22 protein-coding genes are annotated in these 15,660 nt (G+C 57.7%); all 22 read right to left on the reverse strand.

What is annotated here, in order from left to right; all coding sequences use genetic code 11:
- Window positions 1-108: 108 nt before the first annotated feature.
- Window positions 109-2,118: a hypothetical protein gene (locus ACFDAU_RS11985; RefSeq protein WP_413437134.1), complete on the reverse strand. Its 2,010-nt coding sequence runs from the start codon at window positions 2,116-2,118 to the stop codon at window positions 109-111.
- Window positions 2,115-2,768, reverse strand: a complete 654-nt coding sequence (locus tag ACFDAU_RS11990; RefSeq protein WP_413437135.1) for a hypothetical protein — start codon at window positions 2,766-2,768, stop codon at window positions 2,115-2,117. The genes ACFDAU_RS11985 and ACFDAU_RS11990 overlap by 4 nt, the downstream gene beginning before the upstream one ends.
- On the reverse strand, window positions 2,765-4,225 hold the full coding sequence (locus tag ACFDAU_RS11995; RefSeq protein ID WP_413437136.1) for a VPA1262 family N-terminal domain-containing protein: 1,461 nt from the start codon (window positions 4,223-4,225) through the stop codon (window positions 2,765-2,767). The genes ACFDAU_RS11990 and ACFDAU_RS11995 overlap by 4 nt, the downstream gene beginning before the upstream one ends.
- 325 nt (window positions 4,226-4,550) lie before the next feature.
- The gene (locus ACFDAU_RS12000; RefSeq protein WP_413437137.1) at window positions 4,551-4,880 is read right to left on the reverse strand and encodes an AF1514 family protein; all 330 of its coding nucleotides are present in this window, start codon (window positions 4,878-4,880) and stop codon (window positions 4,551-4,553) included.
- Window positions 4,881-5,414: 534 nt separating this feature from the next.
- Window positions 5,415-5,744, reverse strand: coding sequence for a hypothetical protein (locus ACFDAU_RS12005; protein ID WP_413437138.1), 330 nt, complete (start codon window positions 5,742-5,744; stop codon window positions 5,415-5,417).
- Between the two features lie 166 nt (window positions 5,745-5,910).
- On the reverse strand, window positions 5,911-6,777 hold the full coding sequence (locus ACFDAU_RS12010) for a tRNA nucleotidyltransferase (RefSeq protein WP_413437139.1): 867 nt from the start codon (window positions 6,775-6,777) through the stop codon (window positions 5,911-5,913).
- 36 nt (window positions 6,778-6,813) lie between these two features.
- Window positions 6,814-7,122, reverse strand: a complete 309-nt coding sequence (locus ACFDAU_RS12015) for a hypothetical protein (RefSeq protein ID WP_124703988.1) — start codon at window positions 7,120-7,122, stop codon at window positions 6,814-6,816.
- A 58-nt stretch (window positions 7,123-7,180) separates the two neighbouring features.
- Entirely contained in the window at window positions 7,181-7,510 is a 330-nt protein-coding gene (locus ACFDAU_RS12020) for a Rieske (2Fe-2S) protein (protein WP_413437140.1), read from the reverse strand.
- Window positions 7,511-7,551: 41 nt separating this feature from the next.
- Entirely contained in the window at window positions 7,552-7,986 is a 435-nt protein-coding gene (locus ACFDAU_RS12025; protein WP_413437141.1) for a hypothetical protein, read from the reverse strand.
- A gap of 51 nt (window positions 7,987-8,037) precedes the next feature.
- A complete protein-coding gene (locus tag ACFDAU_RS12030) occupies window positions 8,038-8,724 on the reverse strand; it encodes a fumarylacetoacetate hydrolase family protein (protein WP_413437142.1) in 687 nt (228 codons plus the stop codon).
- A 54-nt stretch (window positions 8,725-8,778) separates the two neighbouring features.
- Entirely contained in the window at window positions 8,779-9,042 is a 264-nt protein-coding gene (locus tag ACFDAU_RS12035; protein ID WP_413437143.1) for a hypothetical protein, read from the reverse strand.
- Window positions 9,043-9,046: 4 nt separating this feature from the next.
- On the reverse strand, window positions 9,047-9,271 hold the full coding sequence (locus ACFDAU_RS12040) for a glutathione S-transferase N-terminal domain-containing protein (RefSeq protein ID WP_413437144.1): 225 nt from the start codon (window positions 9,269-9,271) through the stop codon (window positions 9,047-9,049).
- Window positions 9,268-10,851, reverse strand: a complete 1,584-nt coding sequence (locus ACFDAU_RS12045; RefSeq protein WP_413437145.1) for a flavin monoamine oxidase family protein — start codon at window positions 10,849-10,851, stop codon at window positions 9,268-9,270. Before ACFDAU_RS12045 ends, ACFDAU_RS12040 begins: the two co-directional genes overlap by 4 nt.
- A 34-nt stretch (window positions 10,852-10,885) precedes the next feature.
- Window positions 10,886-11,200, reverse strand: coding sequence for a hypothetical protein (locus tag ACFDAU_RS12050; protein WP_413437146.1), 315 nt, complete (start codon window positions 11,198-11,200; stop codon window positions 10,886-10,888).
- 9 nt (window positions 11,201-11,209) lie between these two features.
- Window positions 11,210-11,518: a hypothetical protein gene (locus ACFDAU_RS12055; RefSeq protein ID WP_413437147.1), complete on the reverse strand. Its 309-nt coding sequence runs from the start codon at window positions 11,516-11,518 to the stop codon at window positions 11,210-11,212.
- Between the two features lie 48 nt (window positions 11,519-11,566).
- Window positions 11,567-11,734: a hypothetical protein gene (locus ACFDAU_RS12060; RefSeq protein WP_170227465.1), complete on the reverse strand. Its 168-nt coding sequence runs from the start codon at window positions 11,732-11,734 to the stop codon at window positions 11,567-11,569.
- Window positions 11,731-12,024 carry a hypothetical protein gene (locus ACFDAU_RS12065; RefSeq protein ID WP_124703979.1) on the reverse strand — a complete coding sequence of 98 codons (294 nt, stop codon included), beginning with the start codon at window positions 12,022-12,024 and terminating at the stop codon, window positions 11,731-11,733. Before ACFDAU_RS12065 ends, ACFDAU_RS12060 begins: the two co-directional genes overlap by 4 nt.
- A gap of 20 nt (window positions 12,025-12,044) precedes the next feature.
- Window positions 12,045-13,763: an ATP-binding protein gene (locus ACFDAU_RS12070; protein WP_413437148.1), complete on the reverse strand. Its 1,719-nt coding sequence runs from the start codon at window positions 13,761-13,763 to the stop codon at window positions 12,045-12,047.
- Entirely contained in the window at window positions 13,760-14,140 is a 381-nt protein-coding gene (locus ACFDAU_RS12075) for a hypothetical protein (RefSeq protein ID WP_413437149.1), read from the reverse strand. The genes ACFDAU_RS12070 and ACFDAU_RS12075 overlap by 4 nt, the downstream gene beginning before the upstream one ends.
- A 189-nt stretch (window positions 14,141-14,329) precedes the next feature.
- Window positions 14,330-14,563 (reverse strand): FmdB family zinc ribbon protein, encoded by a 234-nt coding sequence (locus ACFDAU_RS12080; protein ID WP_413437150.1) that lies wholly within the window; start codon window positions 14,561-14,563, stop codon window positions 14,330-14,332.
- A gap of 204 nt (window positions 14,564-14,767) precedes the next feature.
- On the reverse strand, window positions 14,768-15,454 hold the full coding sequence (locus tag ACFDAU_RS12085) for an anaerobic ribonucleoside-triphosphate reductase activating protein (protein WP_413437151.1): 687 nt from the start codon (window positions 15,452-15,454) through the stop codon (window positions 14,768-14,770).
- 5 nt (window positions 15,455-15,459) lie between these two features.
- Window positions 15,460-15,654, reverse strand: a complete 195-nt coding sequence (gene nrdD / locus ACFDAU_RS12090) for an anaerobic ribonucleoside-triphosphate reductase (protein ID WP_413437152.1) — start codon at window positions 15,652-15,654, stop codon at window positions 15,460-15,462.
- Window positions 15,655-15,660: the final 6 nt, after the last annotated feature.

Below are 15,660 nucleotides of genomic sequence, written 5' to 3' on the forward strand. Positions count from 1 at the left end.
GACCCTTATGGTTTATCACGCAGTATCCGGCTTTGCCGTGTCAGACAGATTTTCTGACGTGCTCGGCAATGTCCCCGAATGGTTAAGAGCAAGTCTGGTTTGATGGCGTCAATGGCTTAAGGCTTGGATACCATTGAAGCCTTCTATTCTTTGCAATTGGATTTCATCAATGGGATATCTACGTGGGTCGTATTGATTGAGCCGTCTGACCGTCCCTAAAACATCGGATAAATTGATTGACGCTGCATGAAGCTCATTTTGAAGCCGAGAAGTGTCGGGATCGTTCATAAGAACCGACTGCAAGACGGCCAGCAACTCGATGGCATCGCTTTTCGCGGCCTTCAGGTAACCGCTAAAAGTTGGAGTGTCCTCAGGGCGAAAAACAGGGTAGCGGCCCTGCTTTTGACTTTCTGGCGCTTGCGCCTCCCAAATAAAACGACGAATTGCCAAATGCCGAACGGCAGCAAGCCATTCATCACGGTTCAGTGTGTCGTCGATTTCACGCATTTCGCGCAATGCTGAGGCCAACGCTTCAAACAGCTTTGCTTGCGATCTGGCTTCGTGCGAATCACTGCTTAAACATTGAGCAACACGTTGATCGAGGATGGCAAGGCCGATGCGAAACACCAGAAGCAATAGTTTTCCAGCCTCTGAGCGGGAGTGGTACTCATCGTCCGATGCATCGGCATCACCAAACTCTACAATTTCGCGCAAGGTATGGGTGGCATTCCACATACCTATCCATGCTTCAGTGGGAGACCCTGATCGAACGATGGAGTAGGCCAATGAATGCGCGGCCATTCCTGGCATTTCTTTGCTCATGATGACGGTCAAACTCGCACGCTCGCGCAAGCGCTGACCTTTTTCCACTGCCCATTCATCAGGCGAGATAGTCCACTCCGCCAAAAAATCCGAGCTGGCAGGCGGATCAATAAAACCGCTGTTTGCATGCGAGGCCAGCACACAGCGATAACACCATGCTTCCCACGCAGGTGCGTCGCTTGGGCTGACTTGGATCACAGACTGGTCTTTTAGCTTGCGACCAATCGCTTCAATTAAAGCGTCATCAACAAAGGCAGCAGATCGCACATCTTTGATGTCCTTTTCCGAATGTCTCAGCAATTGTCGCATCAGCCATGTTGACCATCGGGCAAACAGAGGCAAGGCATCTTGTCGCGGGGCTAAGGTGGATACTACAGCTTCAACGCCACTGTAAATTTCTTGCTTGGCTCTTTCAACATCAGTTTCAGAAGCATCGATGTGGGGGATGTTTCGTCCCGTCTGCAATAACTGGTCATGGGCTTCGACCAAGAGCAAGGGCGTTAAAACTGAGCCATTCCATGTACCGTCGGCTTCAAAAGCCGATGGGGCAGCGGCGGTGATCTTTTCCCATTGGATAAATCGGCTGGAGAAAGCACCCACGCCTGTCACGAGTAATACTGAATGTACAAGATAGGGATTGGCTGATTGCACGACAACGTGGACGAATTCATCAGGAGCCAACTCGGACATTACGTGAAAGAGCGGGAACTCTTCTCCGTAATTCATGATGTCACGCCAATTTCGCAACCCCCACCAGATTTCATCTAGCTTGTTGCCACACTCGTTCCAATATGCCCAAGCGCCAGTACGCTCTTGGTTGTTACGGTTCGACAGCGATACCAATTTGAAACTATCTAGCGCACAAAATGCTTCTTTAGCCAAGTCAATGTAAGCCTTGCGCGCATCCGGATTTCTTTCGGCTAGCACCATCATGGCAAGAGCTAACCACTGCTCAAGCTGCCCCGAATCGTATTTTAATTTTTTTACCTTCTCCCAGGTTTGCATTGACGGCGATTGGGCAAGTGCCGTAGCACATGTCCAGGTCATCAGCAGATTCTTGCTGTCTGGAAAATCCTGCAAATCGACTTGATTGCAAATCACAGTCATTTGCTGTTCAAGTTCAGTAACTTCACCGCCTTGTTGCACCACCCAATCCACGGCCTGATCGAATGTTGCCGGCAAAACCTCTGTGCAAGCGTCCAGCAATTGACGAAAGTCTTGTTCTGTTTTGAATGATGCGTTTGTAAAAGACTGTCGATTGGCAGCTTCGCGTTCACTGGGCCATTGCATGGTCATTTCTGCTCCCCTGCATTCCAAGCCATCTCAAAAAATTGGATCGCGCCGTGATCCGTAGCTCGCCACCCACGACTCGCCGCACTGACTGAAGCGTGAAAACCACCTGCTGTTCCACCGAAATGCCATAACTCATCGTCAATGATGGCGAAGCGATCATGGATATAATTAAATTTCTGCGTGAGATGGGTTCTTACTTCGATAGTGCACTTCATCGGGCGTCGTGCTGAACGAGCATTGATTTCTTGAGCACGCTCTTGAAGTCGCTCCAGCGCACCTGCCTCAAAAACTTCTGCATGATGCTTTGTTAAAAACCGGATGTCACTTGCGACCAGCTCTGGCTGCATCCATTCCACAATTTTCTCGATTCGTCTCAGAACCCTGTGCTTTACTTGCTCAACGGAGTCACCCTTTTTCTCATCTGGCATCAGCAGATACTCATCAACGATCCATACGCGATCCAATGCTTCCGAGACTGCACGGCCAAAAGCAAGCAACGGCATGGGGTTGTCAGAATATCTCCTTTCACTAATCGCATCTTTTTCTGGAAAACGGTTGCAACCACCATCCTGACTTCCCCACAAAATTTCCTTGTCGGGCAAAGGTCGTTGGGGTTGAGTGGCGATCTGGAGACTAGGGCCAAATCTGCTCATTTCGTTGTCCCCTGAGATGATATGAGTTGCTTTTCTCTGTAACTATCGAAGCTTTCGGCTTGTTCCAACATGGTTTGCAAATATTCAATAACCTCATCAGGATTTGGCAGTTTGACAATCATGCATGTCTTATCGCCTAGGGCGTTCAGAGAGTTGCCAAGAAACCAGACGGCGTCATCAATCACCAAGAATCGATCATGCAAGACGGATGGTGCAAGTACACGCACATCTGCCGTGACTTTGACTTGCTTCGCTAAGTGATCGAGTCGGTTTTTGACATCTTCCAATAACGACGCTTTTGCCCCTTTGGACTTGAAAGCAAGGCCAGAAGTCAACAAGATGACCTTGACCGCATTACCATTGACTGCGTACAAAAACTGCCCCAACTGCAAACCAGCAAGGTAAGGGTCAGCAATCATGACCCGCGACCGTGCTTTTCTGATTTCACCTTGGACAAAGCGCATAGCCTCTGTACGGGAGCCATTTGCAAACCAGCGTTGGCCGTATTGCTTGGCGCTCGCTAATTTTTCGCGCTGAGAAGCTGCAATTACCACCCGAGCGTTCACATTGGGCGTGCTTGACTCTTCTCCCACTATGCTAGTTTTCGGCAGGTGTGAACGGCTTGATGCCATGTACTCCATGCGTTCTGAACCTGGCGAATCGCCAGTGGGCACACTGACTTTGATATCTCCACCTCTAATGGCATGGATATTGAATCCAATTTGTCGAATAAAGTGAGCAGGGGGCTGATACACCAGCGTCCCATGTTCAGGATGCGTCACTACATAGCCGTACGCACCCATGCAACTACCCTTATCCACGTCCAAAATGCCATCAACTGGTATATCACGCGTTTCAAAACTGGTGAGTAAATGAGCTTGCTCATCAAACGTCGTAATCTTCAAGCCTTCAAGTGTCTGACCAGGTCTTGGGACAAAGCGATAAAAAATCCTTTCTCCTCGCTCATCACTAACGGGAATCATGAAGTTGTCAATTTGCTTGATAATGGGGTCAGGAACGACCAATGCGACACTTCCCAAGTATTCGGTGTATTGCCGTAAATCAATATGCAAACGTCTAGCAATAAAAGACAATGCATTGTCATCGGCAAGCAATGCATCAAAACCATCTTGGCTGCCAATGCGGCGATGGATACGGGCGGGTACGTTACCCATAAAAGGTGCAGGGTGGCTACGTCCTGTAGGCTGGGCAAACAATCCCTCTCCCATTGGCAAACCGAGATGAGGCCAAATCGGGTCGTCAATCAATTGGGAAACCGCAATCTCTACGCCATCGATTTTTTCAACATCTTCCTGGCGTGACGGAATCGGTGCCTTTTCACTGGCATTTCCAAGCGAGCGATACCAATCAATTGCGGCATGTGCGGTCAACACCGTTCGACGGAAAAAAATAGTTTTGCCGGTTTTGCCAACTGGGCATCGATCAAGACCACTCATCTTGGATGGTGGCGGCCTGTCGGGCGAAAGTAGCGTTACCGTGGCAAATAGCAAGTGCCCCGCTTGCCCTCTTTGTTGTAGGGTTGCCAGCCGTATTACCGCCCATTCGTGGTGGTCAATTGTTATCATCACTCTAAAGCTTTATCGAATTACCTCGGCTACTATAGCCTGATTTAATTGATCCCCGGATCCTATGGACTGACCCCAGTGCCTGCAAAGGCCGAGCAGCAGACCTTCATGTTCATCACTGGGCTGGTATCGCCTCGCTGACAGGCAAGCGGCACCGTTTGGGGGATTTTAGCCAGCGGCTGATTATGATATTCACTTAGGAATCGACGGGCATGTAGAAGAACACGAAGCGGCCCGCTTCAATGTCCACCTTCAGCTTGGCGCCATGGAACAGCCCGTAATCGACATAGCCCGGTACGGCGCTGTTCTCGTGGCATTCGCTGGCATGCTGCGGGGATTCGAAATCGCGGTCGTGGTCATACCACGACAGCAGCATGTATTCGCCAAGGCGGGAATCTGCCTCGGCATTGGCTACGCGCATGGCTTCCAGATAATCCTTGAGCGGCTGTTGCGGTGTGAGCTTCACCTCTGTCACCCCTGAAAAATCGGGCGGTATGCGTATCGGGCAAACGGGAGATTCATTCATAATGGCAACCTGACTGCTTGTTCGACGCAAACTGCATAGTCGGAACGTAGCGACACGGGAGTTCTGGTTTTACTGCCAAACCGCTTTGTTCGTCAAACAGTATTTGCGTTTGCACATCGACGCGCCGGATAAGCAAAGACAGTTACTTCTGGCCGCTACGCGTACCGGCCAAGAGGCGCCAGGCGGCAGTTCTGTCATATCGGCAGACCGGATTCTGTTTTCGGGTGGCCGCCTGATGCCACGGTGAATGCTGCCGACCTTTGGCAGACGAAGAAACCGGGGGAAGCTCAATCTATCCACATTAGGATAATCAAATATGGGCAATGCAAAAAATGCACAACAAGGTCTTACCATACTTCAGACAATGGCGATTTTGGCGATTGTTGGAATTTTGGCTACGGTCGCAATGCGTTATTTCACAAACCAATAACTTGCTCAGCGCCTTTTCGTAACAACTGAGCGACTCATCCTTCCGGGTTTTCAGCCACCCCTACCCATCCGGAACGCATGACAGCCCGCTCTGTCTCCCCGACCTCAATCCCCATGCGCGTTGCCAGCACGCTCCGCCCACCAGGCGGAAATGGTGTCGATGAGCCGGATGGTGCCTGGCAGGCGGGCGTAGGCAGTCTGCTGGGTCGCGTTGGCGGGTTCGAGGGTGCGCCACCAGACGATGAGCTGTTGGATGAGCACGCGCGCCGGTATCTGTTGCGGGGCGAGACCGGGAAATTCCTGCAATCCGAAGCTGTGTTCGACATCCTTCAAGCAGGAGAAGATGTAATCCCGGTCCGCCCCGAAATCGATCGGCCGATCCGGGGCGCGCCTGACCATGCGCTGTTCGCTGAGTTCGTGGATGTAATCCTTCATCGCAAAGCGCCCGGCTATGGACAGGCTAACCGAACAGACCCTCGCGCAGGAATGCCTTGTAGCGTTTCATGACCGGCTTTGGGATCGCCGCTTCGGCGTACACGCGCAGCGGATGGATGGGTGTCGAACGTTGCCGGTATCCGTGGCTGCAGTCGTCATGGCTGGCTCATGTCTGCGAATTCGACCAGCGCTCCGAGCCGAACGCGATGGCGATCGCGGCGGCGCGGGCTTCCTGCAAGCCATCTGCGGAGAGTCCGGTTTCATCGATGGCGGCGCAAGCCTTTAACGCGATGTCCAGCAGGCTGGCCTTGGGATAGTCGTGCGTCGTGCGCCGCGGATAGGCGCGGTAGTCGCACGCGCACAGCGTCATCAACTGCGTGAAGTGTTGCGGCCGGTCGAACGCGCCCAGGCGTTCCAGCATTGCGGCCACGGGGCCGGCACGTATTTCCGATACGCGGTGCACCCGCTCGCATTCGACGAGCGCGAGCAGGGCCAGCTCGCGGCAATCTGCCGAAATGCCGAAACGTTCGCACATCGCCTCGATGCGCGGCTGGCCGCGCTCGACGTGGCGATAGTGGATGGGCAGATGCTCGGGCGGAGAGTCGGATTTGCCGACATGCATCGCCATCGCGGCGAAGCGCACCGGCAATGGCGCGCCACAGCGGGCCGCCTCGTCCAGCACGCACAGCAGATGCTGGCCGATGTCGACCTGCGGCGGATCGTCGGCGATTTGCGGCACGCCGAACACGGCCGCCACGTCGGGCAGCACCTCTGTCAACGCGCCGCAGGCGTACAGGGTGCGGAACATGTTCGATGGCGTCCGGGCCATCAGGCCGCGAACCAGTTCCGGCCACGCGTCGGCCGCCACCATGCCGACCAGTGCGCCAGTTGCGACCTGTGTGAACATCAGCTCCAGCGTCTCGTCGTCCAGCCTGCCATCGGGGCCGGCGGATAGCGCCGCCAGGCGCAGCAGGCTCAACGCGGGATGCGTCTGCAGGAGTTCCGGGGGGAGAGGGGTAAATTTTGAGGGCATGGGCATATCGGGAATCACGAGCCGGGCTCGGGAAGGCTAGATAAAAATAAACTGACCTTTGACCAGATCGGGATAGTTGTTGCGCAAGGCTTTTGCAACACTTGCCACCAATTGTTTGTCGCTCGCCGCCGAGGCGCCGACAAAGTCGGTTCCCTGATGCCACATCTCGAAAAAGCAGTGCAGGCTTTCGTCATAGGCGACGTCGGTCGGATGGCTGGTTTTGTCCTGCAAACTGACGATGCCGTTCTTGTCGGCTTCCAGACGCCAGTCCCGATCATCATTGACGGAGCCTAACAATTTTGCGACGTCGGTATCGGACCATTCCATTTTCAAATCCAAAGACATGATGTTCTCCTGTTTTCCCGGTGAGGTTCAAAACCCTGTCCAGCAACGGCGAAGTAACTCAACCCGGCGTCGTGTCGGTCTCTGCAATATCCACTTGCACCATGCCGTTTTCGAGCCGCATGGGGTACTCCTTCATCGCCCACCCGGTTGGCTGCAGGCATTGTCCGCTATGGCCGTCGAAGACCCAGCCGTGCGCGGTGCAGTACAGGATGCGACCGTTGAAATCACCGCGTCCCAGCGAGACGCCTTCATGGGGACAGCGCGCTTCATAGGCTTTGGGCTTGCCGCCGTCCGGCCACATGATGACGATTTCCTGATCGCCCAGCTTGCAGGGAACCAGTTCTCCCTCGTAGAGCAGACTCTGTTTGCAGACGTTTTCGTAAGCCATGCTTCACTCCTGATTGATAAAAAGCCGCATGTGGCGAGGGCTCAGCCACCCATGGTCAGATTGAAAATCTGACGCAGCAGATTCAGCTCGATCATGGGGAGTCCGCGCATTTCACTGATCGACTTGAATACGCCACCGAGCGGTTCTATCGCCTGGCGAGGCGTATCCAGTGTCGTGAAACGGACAAGATGGAGGCGAATGGGACCGCTGTCGCTCGACATCCATCCCTGGAAGCCCTCATCCAGGCGTAATAGCACGGGGTCGAGGCCCGCTTGCGCCACTATCGCTGCCAGCACCGCGCCGGGGTTGTGTAGTTCAGTGACGTCGCCGGGTGCGGGCATGGGTGCAGCCGATTGCGGCAAGGGCGTGGTCGCCAGAATGCTGGCGCCGTAGCGGGCAAAGACCAGGGCGGCGCTATAGCTGTCGTAGTGACTCAAGATCACGCGGTTGTGATCAAACAGAGGATGGTTGCTCATGGTGTGCGTGCGATCTGTTGGTTGGAATACGCGAAAACCTTGTTGGGACAGCTAGCCTATCGTGATGATCAGCGGCTCCAGCCCGGCGACTGTGGCTTCGATGACATCGCCCTTGACCACCGGCGCCACGCCGGCAGGGGTGCCGGTAAAGATCAGGTCGCCGGGAAACAGCTCGACCAGATTCGACAGGGTATGAACCATCTGGGGAATCTTCAGAATCATGTCGCCGACATCGCCGCTCTGGCGTATTTCGCCATTCACCTTGAGCTCGATCTTGCCGCGGCTGATGTTCCCCGCATAAAACTCCGGCGTGATCGCGCTGCACGGCGCCGAATGGTCGAACCCCTTGGCCATATCCCAGGGTCGCCCTTTCTCGCGCGCGGCCAGCTGCAGGTCGCGCCGGGTCATGTCCAAACCCACGGCATAGCCGAACACATAGTCGTAATCGACCTTGTCGACCGGGATGTTTCTGCCGCCCTTGTGCAAGGCCACCACCAACTCCACTTCCGGCTGCAAATTGCTGGTGGCGGGTGGATAGGGCAGCACGGAATTGTTATGCAGAATGGTGTCGGCTGGCTTCATGAAGAAGAAGGGTTCGTCGCGCTCGGGATCGGCGCCCATTTCGCGCGCATGATCGGGGTAATTGCGCCCGACGCAGAAAATGCGGCGCACCGGAAACGGGTTGCTCGACATGGCGTCCAGGGTGACGACGGGGGCGGGCGGAAAGGCATAATTCATGATGGTTTGAGTCTCTTCATAGAGGTGATGGAAAGCGCTCGCGCGCCAGGCTGGTCACACCAGGCGCTCGCCATCGCGATAGCCCGCATCCAATTCGAATTCCAGATAATGAATTTTAAAATGCTGTTCCATTTTGGTCTCGTCCGGAATGGAGTCAGTCCGTTCCGGGTAGCGTGCCAGCAGTGCGCTGCGATGCACCCGCCAGGCGTTCAGCAGCGCGACGCGAGCGCTTTCCCGGTTGCGCCCCGCACCCTTGAACATGAAGTGGTGCGTGTTCATTTCAGCCACCACGAATCCGCTGCCGGTTTCGGCTTCCATATCGTTACGACGAGCAGCTGATTTCCAGATGGCGCAGTTCGTCGGGTGGCGCGGCAGCGTAGCGCTCCAGCGTCGGGATGCTGGACTTCGGGTTGATCGCCAGGTAATCGGGCTTGGTGTGGTCGCCTGCCGGCAGGTTCACGATATAGGCCTCGAAAGCCTGGTCGAGTTCCTCCAGCAAAATATGGATGCCGGTGGAACACGAGCCGGGGGTCATGTAGAGCTTCATGAGGCTTTTTGCATCAGGATGTCGTTGCCGGCGAGCACGAAGCTGCGCCAGGCGGCGTACATATCGCGCCGGATATCCTCCAGATACGCCGACTCCGGCGTGTGCTCGTCGGGGAAGTTCGAGATCGCGCAGGAGCTGCGGTTAAAGCGCAGCACTTCGTCGAGCAGTGTCGTGCCGAAACTGTGCATGGGCTGGAGTACCGGCGGGGTGAGCTCGGACCAGCCGGGCTCCAGCACCGAGCCGCTCGCGTCGAACGGCAGTTCGGCGAGCTGGCGCAGCGCTGCGTCGTAGATCTCACCCAGGCTGTCCAGCACGCTGTGACGGGTCAGTTGCTCGCGCGCCTGGCCGGATAGCCGTTCGTGCAGCGTGCGCTGGTAGGCAGCGAGCGCTGATTCACGCTGCACACCCGCCCACGTGGCGAAGCGCTCGATGCAGTGCGCGTTGAGCGCGGAGAGGGGCTGAGACGAGCGCGCCGGAGCCAGCGCTTGCTGCAATCGCATGGCGGCGTCCAGCGCGCCTTCCATATGGCCGCCGCCATGCAGTGCGGTCTCGCTGGCACCGAAATGCAATCGACCTCCGTACCAGCTGCGCGTCAGCGCGGGCTGGCCGTATTCGGGTGCATCGGCGGGCTCGGCCTGATCAAGCACCGCGCAGGTATACGGCTCGTCAACCCAGTCATGGAGATGCAGCTCACCCAGCTCGGCAGGTTCGCCAAACAGTTGCGACAGTTGGCTGCGCACCAGCATGGGCATGCCGGATTCGAAGTGCTTGCGCTGTTCCGGATTCATGGCGCAAAAACCGCCCAGCGCTGCGCCGCTCAGGCTGGGGTCGGTGCCGCCGCAGGCATCGAAGATTTCGCCCAGCACCGCCTGCTCATGGCGCACGAAGGCATTGCCGGAATGGCCGTCTGCGCGCCAGAAAGCCTGCGTGTAGGTCATCAGCGCCTTGGCTTGCGTGGCCATCCAGGTGGGCGTGGCGCGCATCGCCTCGATCAGTGCCGGGTCGAGCGCGGGTGTGAAGCGCACGCGCTCGAGCAGTAAACGCGGCGGCACGGCCAGCACCACGCGACGCGCGCGGATCACGGTTTCAACCGCGCCGGTTTCCCCACCATCGCAGCGGAAACGCAGTTCGAGATACGCGCCCACGTCGGTCACTGCGACCAGTTCATGCGCCAGCCGCAGATGTTCCGTCGGCAGGAATCCGGATAGCGCCTGCACCAGTTCGGACATGCCGCCGCTCAGGCGCTGCGCGCCGCCATGGACGGCTTGATCGCTGCTTTCGGTTTTTTCGTTCGGATCGCGCATGCGCAGCACCGTGCCGCTATCGTGCTGGGGATAGGCATCCAGACCCAGTTCTGCAATCAGCGCAGCCATGTGCGGTTCGGCCTCGGGCCAGAACCAGGTCGGGCCGAGATCAAGCGCCATGCCGCTGGCGCTGCGTTCGCCCAGTATCCGCCCGCCCAGCCGTGCGCGTGCCTCGAACAGCAGAAAACGCTGTCCGCGTGCGTGCAGTGTGCGTGCCAGCGCCAGGCCGCACAGACCGGCGCCGACGACGGCGATGTCCACGTCTATCTCATTCATGGCGACTCCCGGGCAATATCCATTTCATAGCACCTTACAAATCGTCCTCCAGGGCGTCCATCGCAACCAGTTGCTCGCGCAACGCCATGTGCGCGTAAAACCCCTCGTACTTGTCGTACAGCGGATCGCTCTGCAGCGCGCCGATCGCCAGCTCATCGCTGAGGTGTACGCGATAATCCTTGAGATCGTGCGCAAGCGCAGCGACGCACGCATCGAATTCATTTGCCGCTCCAGCCTGATCCACTTTCGACCCATGGGTCGCACGCACCTTGAGCACAAAGTCATCGCGGCTAAACGCAAACCAGGCATGCGGGCGCTTCTGGTGGGGAATTTCAACAATGTAGATCATACGTGCGGCTCAGTCGCGGATCGAGGTAACAACATTGATCGAAACGCGCATGCGCTCGGCAATGCCGGTCGGGCTGGACTCATACGCGTCGCGCGCTTCGTTCAGTGCAGCCTGCGCGACGAGCGCCTCTTCCCAGGTGAGCGGGACGCGCCCGGCCAGATGGGTGGCATTGGGCACCGCTTCGAGAATGGCTTTCCAGTTGGGGTGCTGGACAATCGCAAGCAGCCACTCGGCCTCCATCACCCCGTCCAGAAAGACGGCGCGGCCGATGACTTGCAGCCTGCGTCCATCCTCGGTGGTCTTGATGTAAGTTCCCATAATATGGTTCTCCTATGATGCGTTGCATGCGCGGGGTAGAACAGGTTCCTAATCGTCTTCCATCGACGGAAACAGAATCACTTCGTCCGGCATGCCGTTACCGTTTTCTTCGATGTTCAGGCCACCGACCAGCGAGTAGCCGGCATCGCCTTCGAACAGCACCACCGCCTGCCCGGGCATCTGTTGCAGTGCCATGATCAGTTGTTCGACGGTCATTGCGCGCTGGGGCTCACGGCGAGCCAGATGTCGGTATCCCCGCGCACCATCCAGTTCAAGGTCACGGCGCGAAAGGCCTTGTCCTCCGCCGTCTGCCAGATCACGCACAGCAGCGCTTCATCCCTGGTCAGCGGCTCGTCTTTCTCGAGCTTTTCCTTGGCCGCCGCGCAGGCCAGCGGGTCGGCGTTGTGGTGTGAGAACACCACGCTGGCTGCCTTGATGCCTGCGGCGATCTCGTCCGGGGATGCCATGTTGACGTGTTCGCCTTCGAATGTGATGCATGCTTGCATGGGCTTCTCCTGTTGCTGATTCATACGGGACAAGGCTGCTGCGCTGGCCGATCCAGTTCCATGCCGCGAAATATCGAGCAGCGCCTGAATACCTCGGAACTGGGTTTGACCTGCTTGTGGTTGCAAAACTTGGCCGCCAGCTTGGCCAGCCCTTTGATGTCGCGGCCGCTGGCACTGGGGAATAGCGCGACCAGTTCGTCCAGCAGTGCGTCATCGACCGCCAGCGCGAACTGCTCCAGCATCACCTGCCAGATCCTGCGCCGCGCTTCACTGTCGGGCGGGTAATAGCGGATCATGGCGATGCAGCGCGAGACGATGGCTTCGTCGATGTCATCCACCCGATTGGTGGTGAGGAACAACAGGCCGTTGAAATATTCCAGCACGCGCAGGAATACGCCGACCACGGCGTTCATGGCGATGTTGTCGTCACGGCGCTTGATGTAGACATCCGCCTCGTCGATCAGCATCACCGCGCCCCAGCGCTGCGCCCGCGTTAGCACGTCCTTGAGCGCAGTCTCCATCGCCGCCACGTTCAGCCCCAGTTGTCCGGAATGCACACGGTACAAGGGACGCTGGATGATTTCCGAATAGACTTCGGCGGTCAGCGTCTTGCCCACGCCGGCGGGCCCGGCGCACAGCACCGTGGTGCCGCCGGACTTGCCGGCCACGATGTCGTCCATCAGCACATCCATCTCGGCGGTCAGGATGTCGATGAGGTCGGTCTGCTCCGGCGGCAGAATCAGCTTCTGCTTCAATGCCGGCTGGTATTCATAGGGTGCGATGTCGTCCACATGCACCCACAGGTAGTGGTGCAGATCGAGGTGGAACATGAAGATGTAGGGATGCACCGGCAGTTGCGTGAACAGACCCTTGGGCATCGCGGCCCGGGATTCGCCGACTTCCGTTTCTGCATTGTATTGATTGCTCTTCGCCGCCTTGCGCAGATACGGGCCGAGGATATCCCCCGTCGCTTCCAGCGTGGTGGTGCGCGCACTCAGGATACTCTCGTCGTTCACCAGCCGGGTGACACCGCCGCCGGAGGACAGCACCACCACGTCCTTGCGCGACCAGTCGGTGTCGCGGTGGGTCGCGGTCGGGTCTTCGGCGTAAAAACCGGTGCCCTGGGCGGAGAACTGCGCGCCATACTGGCCGCGCCAGTCGAAATAGCGCGCTACGCTATCGTCGTAAGCGCTGATCAGTTCGTCGCTTTCGCGCACGTAGCCCTTGGCGGCGAAAATTTCCGCCACCGTCTTGCCGATGATGTCGGTGGCGGAAATGCGGAAGGTCGCTGTGGCGAGCGTGCCCTTGGCATTGGCCCTGAGTTCCAGCACCACCTTGCCGGTCTCGTCGTTGGACGACGCGATGTAGTCGAGACGGGTGACCACATAGGCCAGCGGTTTGTCCGATACGTTCACCCGAAACAGCCAGCCACGCAGGGCATCCGTCGCCAGGTAGCAGGCAATCGCCGGCATCAGCATTTCCAGATCGTCGTCGGGACCAAAGCGGGTGCCCTGGCCATCGAACGCCCGTTGCAGCGTGGCGAGTTGCGCCGCGCGGGTGCGCATGCCAGGACCGGCTTCGCGGTAGAGCTCGCCGAGGAAACCCAGTTCGATGCCGGAGAGCTGGTTGAACGGCATCGTGACATTGTTGCCGAAGCGCAACTGGTCCTGAAGCGGCGCGAGGCGCGGGAATTCCGTAATCATGGCCTCGACATAAGGCCGCTCGATCTGCAGATTCATGGTCTTGTTCCGCCCACATCAGCCAATGGCTTGCATTCGAAAATCTCCGGCCGCTCTTTACGGTAGACCTGCATCCACATCAGCGTGGCCGGTACCAGAGAACTCACGGCGAACCACAGCGCCTCCTGTTCTGCGCCCTTGTCGACGCCGAGTTGACGCGCGACGATGCGCCACCCCGCCCAGTCCACTTCGGCGAGCATGGTTTGCATCTGTGGCGGCAGGCTGGCTGCGCTCTCGCTGATGATCTTTACCTGGCGCCGGGTTTCCGCGCGGGTAAGACGCGAGGCGACGAATTCATCTTTTTCCAGCCCTTCGGTCAGGGTGAGCACAGCAACTCCCGCCTGTTCGATAATCGATAGCAGCGATGCATTCAACATGAGCGAGCTCCCGGAAACCCGTTTCGGCGCGTGGTGCGGCGGCGTCGAAACGCGCAGCCCGGCATCTCGAGCAAGCCGCATCCCAGGCATAGTCCGTGCCTTTTCATGGAACTGCGCCAGGCGCAATGTCGGGCTTTGTCGCAAATACAACAAAACCGCAGCGCGATTGCGTGCGTGGACGAATGCCTGTCATTTGCGCTTGGGCCGCTCCGATGGAGCGTAGTTGCTGAAGTGACCCTCGCGGGCGGCCTGGCCGCGTGCGCGCGTGAGCATCGCTTTGGTCTTGCCCGGAGACGCTGGTAACGACACCTGTTTCTCTACTTCGGCACTCCCGCATTCAGGGCACACGCAAGCGGTCGATCCGCGCACCAGCAACTCGAAATCACAGTTGCATTCTTTGCAGTGAAACTCGTAGAGCGGCATTCATCCTCCTGTAGCGTTTGCGACAAACGGCTTGTACAGGCAGGTATAAGCAAAAAAGAGGCCTGTTTCACTGAGAAGTGATCCAGCAAATCCGGCTAACGTTGTTAAGTGGGAAACTCCGGGTGCGAAACCGGGGCGATTTACACCTACGAAATTTGTTCAGTTTCAGGACCTGCTGCGGTACGCAAACCGAAGCAACGCCGGTTAAGCCTTGCGCACGGAAAATTGCCGGAATTGCTGGCTCATGCGTTCCACCGTGCCGCAGCGCAGGTAGGCTGGAGCGGTCGGGGGCAAGGACTCGGCACATCCCTGTTGCCTGAATTCCTGCAGTACGTAATGCTGCGCGCCCATTGCGGCCAGTTCACGGCCCAAGGCGGCCAGCGCTTCCCGGCTCAGCAACGCTGAATGCACCGTAGTGCGAAACTCGTAATCGACACCGCTATCCAGAATCCAGCGCGCACTATTCCTGGCTTTCGCACCACTGCCTGCTACTCCGGTGATCTGCTCATAATCGGCAAACGGCGCCTTGATATCCATGCCCACCCAATTGAACAATGGGAGCAGCTCGCGCAGCCGCTCCGGGTACATGCCGGCCGTATGCAAGCCCACCTTGAACCCCAGTGCCTTCACCGCACGCGCCGCTTCGGCCAGCCCATCCTGCAGCGTCGGCTCACCGCCGCTGAACACGACCGCATCCAGCAGACCGCGTCGCCGCCCGAGAAAATCCACCACCTCGTCCCACGCCATGGCGGGGGGTGCGCCCGCCGCCAGCAGGTGCGGATTGTGACAATAGTGGCAGTGCCATGGACAGCCCTGGCAGAACACCACCGCCGCAAAACAGCCCGGATAATCGGTGGCAGAATAAGGAGTGAGACCGCCAATACGCAGCATGGCGGTTAGTGCTCCAGTTGGGCGCAGCGCTCCTGGAAAAATTTGCGCTCGTGGTGCTCGCCCTTCTTGCCGATATTGAAGGACGCCACCGGGCGGTGGTATCCCATCACCCGCGTCCATATTTCGCAGGGCTGGCGTTCCTCATCCTGCAAAACAAAGGTGTCGGCGTTCAGTTTGGACTGACTGGATAGATCGATCATGATGCG

The organism is Sulfuriferula sp. GW1, from assembly GCF_047300855.1.
Lineage (GTDB): Bacteria > Pseudomonadota > Gammaproteobacteria > Burkholderiales > Sulfuriferulaceae > Sulfuriferula.

Excerpts from the sequence above, each read along its gene's own strand:
- ACFDAU_RS11985 (WP_413437134.1), bottom strand. The coding sequence starts at position 2,118 with ATGACCATGCAATGGCCCAGTGAACGCGAAGCTGCCAATCGACAGTCT.
- ACFDAU_RS11990 (WP_413437135.1), bottom strand. The coding sequence starts at position 2,768 with ATGAGCAGATTTGGCCCTAGTCTCCAGATCGCCACTCAACCCCAACGA.
- ACFDAU_RS11995 (WP_413437136.1), bottom strand. The coding sequence starts at position 4,225 with ATGAGTGGTCTTGATCGATGCCCAGTTGGCAAAACCGGCAAAACTATT.
- ACFDAU_RS12000 (WP_413437137.1), bottom strand. The coding sequence starts at position 4,880 with ATGAATGAATCTCCCGTTTGCCCGATACGCATACCGCCCGATTTTTCA.
- ACFDAU_RS12005 (WP_413437138.1), bottom strand. The coding sequence starts at position 5,744 with ATGAAGGATTACATCCACGAACTCAGCGAACAGCGCATGGTCAGGCGC.
- ACFDAU_RS12010 (WP_413437139.1), bottom strand. The coding sequence starts at position 6,777 with ATGCCCTCAAAATTTACCCCTCTCCCCCCGGAACTCCTGCAGACGCAT.
- ACFDAU_RS12015 (WP_124703988.1), bottom strand. The coding sequence starts at position 7,122 with ATGTCTTTGGATTTGAAAATGGAATGGTCCGATACCGACGTCGCAAAA.
- ACFDAU_RS12020 (WP_413437140.1), bottom strand. The coding sequence starts at position 7,510 with ATGGCTTACGAAAACGTCTGCAAACAGAGTCTGCTCTACGAGGGAGAA.
- ACFDAU_RS12025 (WP_413437141.1), bottom strand. The coding sequence starts at position 7,986 with ATGAGCAACCATCCTCTGTTTGATCACAACCGCGTGATCTTGAGTCAC.
- ACFDAU_RS12030 (WP_413437142.1), bottom strand. The coding sequence starts at position 8,724 with ATGAATTATGCCTTTCCGCCCGCCCCCGTCGTCACCCTGGACGCCATG.
- ACFDAU_RS12035 (WP_413437143.1), bottom strand. The coding sequence starts at position 9,042 with ATGGAAGCCGAAACCGGCAGCGGATTCGTGGTGGCTGAAATGAACACG.
- ACFDAU_RS12040 (WP_413437144.1), bottom strand. The coding sequence starts at position 9,271 with ATGAAGCTCTACATGACCCCCGGCTCGTGTTCCACCGGCATCCATATT.
- ACFDAU_RS12045 (WP_413437145.1), bottom strand. The coding sequence starts at position 10,851 with ATGAATGAGATAGACGTGGACATCGCCGTCGTCGGCGCCGGTCTGTGC.
- ACFDAU_RS12050 (WP_413437146.1), bottom strand. The coding sequence starts at position 11,200 with ATGATCTACATTGTTGAAATTCCCCACCAGAAGCGCCCGCATGCCTGG.
- ACFDAU_RS12055 (WP_413437147.1), bottom strand. The coding sequence starts at position 11,518 with ATGGGAACTTACATCAAGACCACCGAGGATGGACGCAGGCTGCAAGTC.
- ACFDAU_RS12060 (WP_170227465.1), bottom strand. The coding sequence starts at position 11,734 with ATGACCGTCGAACAACTGATCATGGCACTGCAACAGATGCCCGGGCAG.
- ACFDAU_RS12065 (WP_124703979.1), bottom strand. The coding sequence starts at position 12,024 with ATGCAAGCATGCATCACATTCGAAGGCGAACACGTCAACATGGCATCC.
- ACFDAU_RS12070 (WP_413437148.1), bottom strand. The coding sequence starts at position 13,763 with ATGAATCTGCAGATCGAGCGGCCTTATGTCGAGGCCATGATTACGGAA.
- ACFDAU_RS12075 (WP_413437149.1), bottom strand. The coding sequence starts at position 14,140 with ATGTTGAATGCATCGCTGCTATCGATTATCGAACAGGCGGGAGTTGCT.
- ACFDAU_RS12080 (WP_413437150.1), bottom strand. The coding sequence starts at position 14,563 with ATGCCGCTCTACGAGTTTCACTGCAAAGAATGCAACTGTGATTTCGAG.
- ACFDAU_RS12085 (WP_413437151.1), bottom strand. The coding sequence starts at position 15,454 with ATGCTGCGTATTGGCGGTCTCACTCCTTATTCTGCCACCGATTATCCG.
- nrdD (WP_413437152.1), bottom strand. The coding sequence starts at position 15,654 with ATGATCGATCTATCCAGTCAGTCCAAACTGAACGCCGACACCTTTGTT.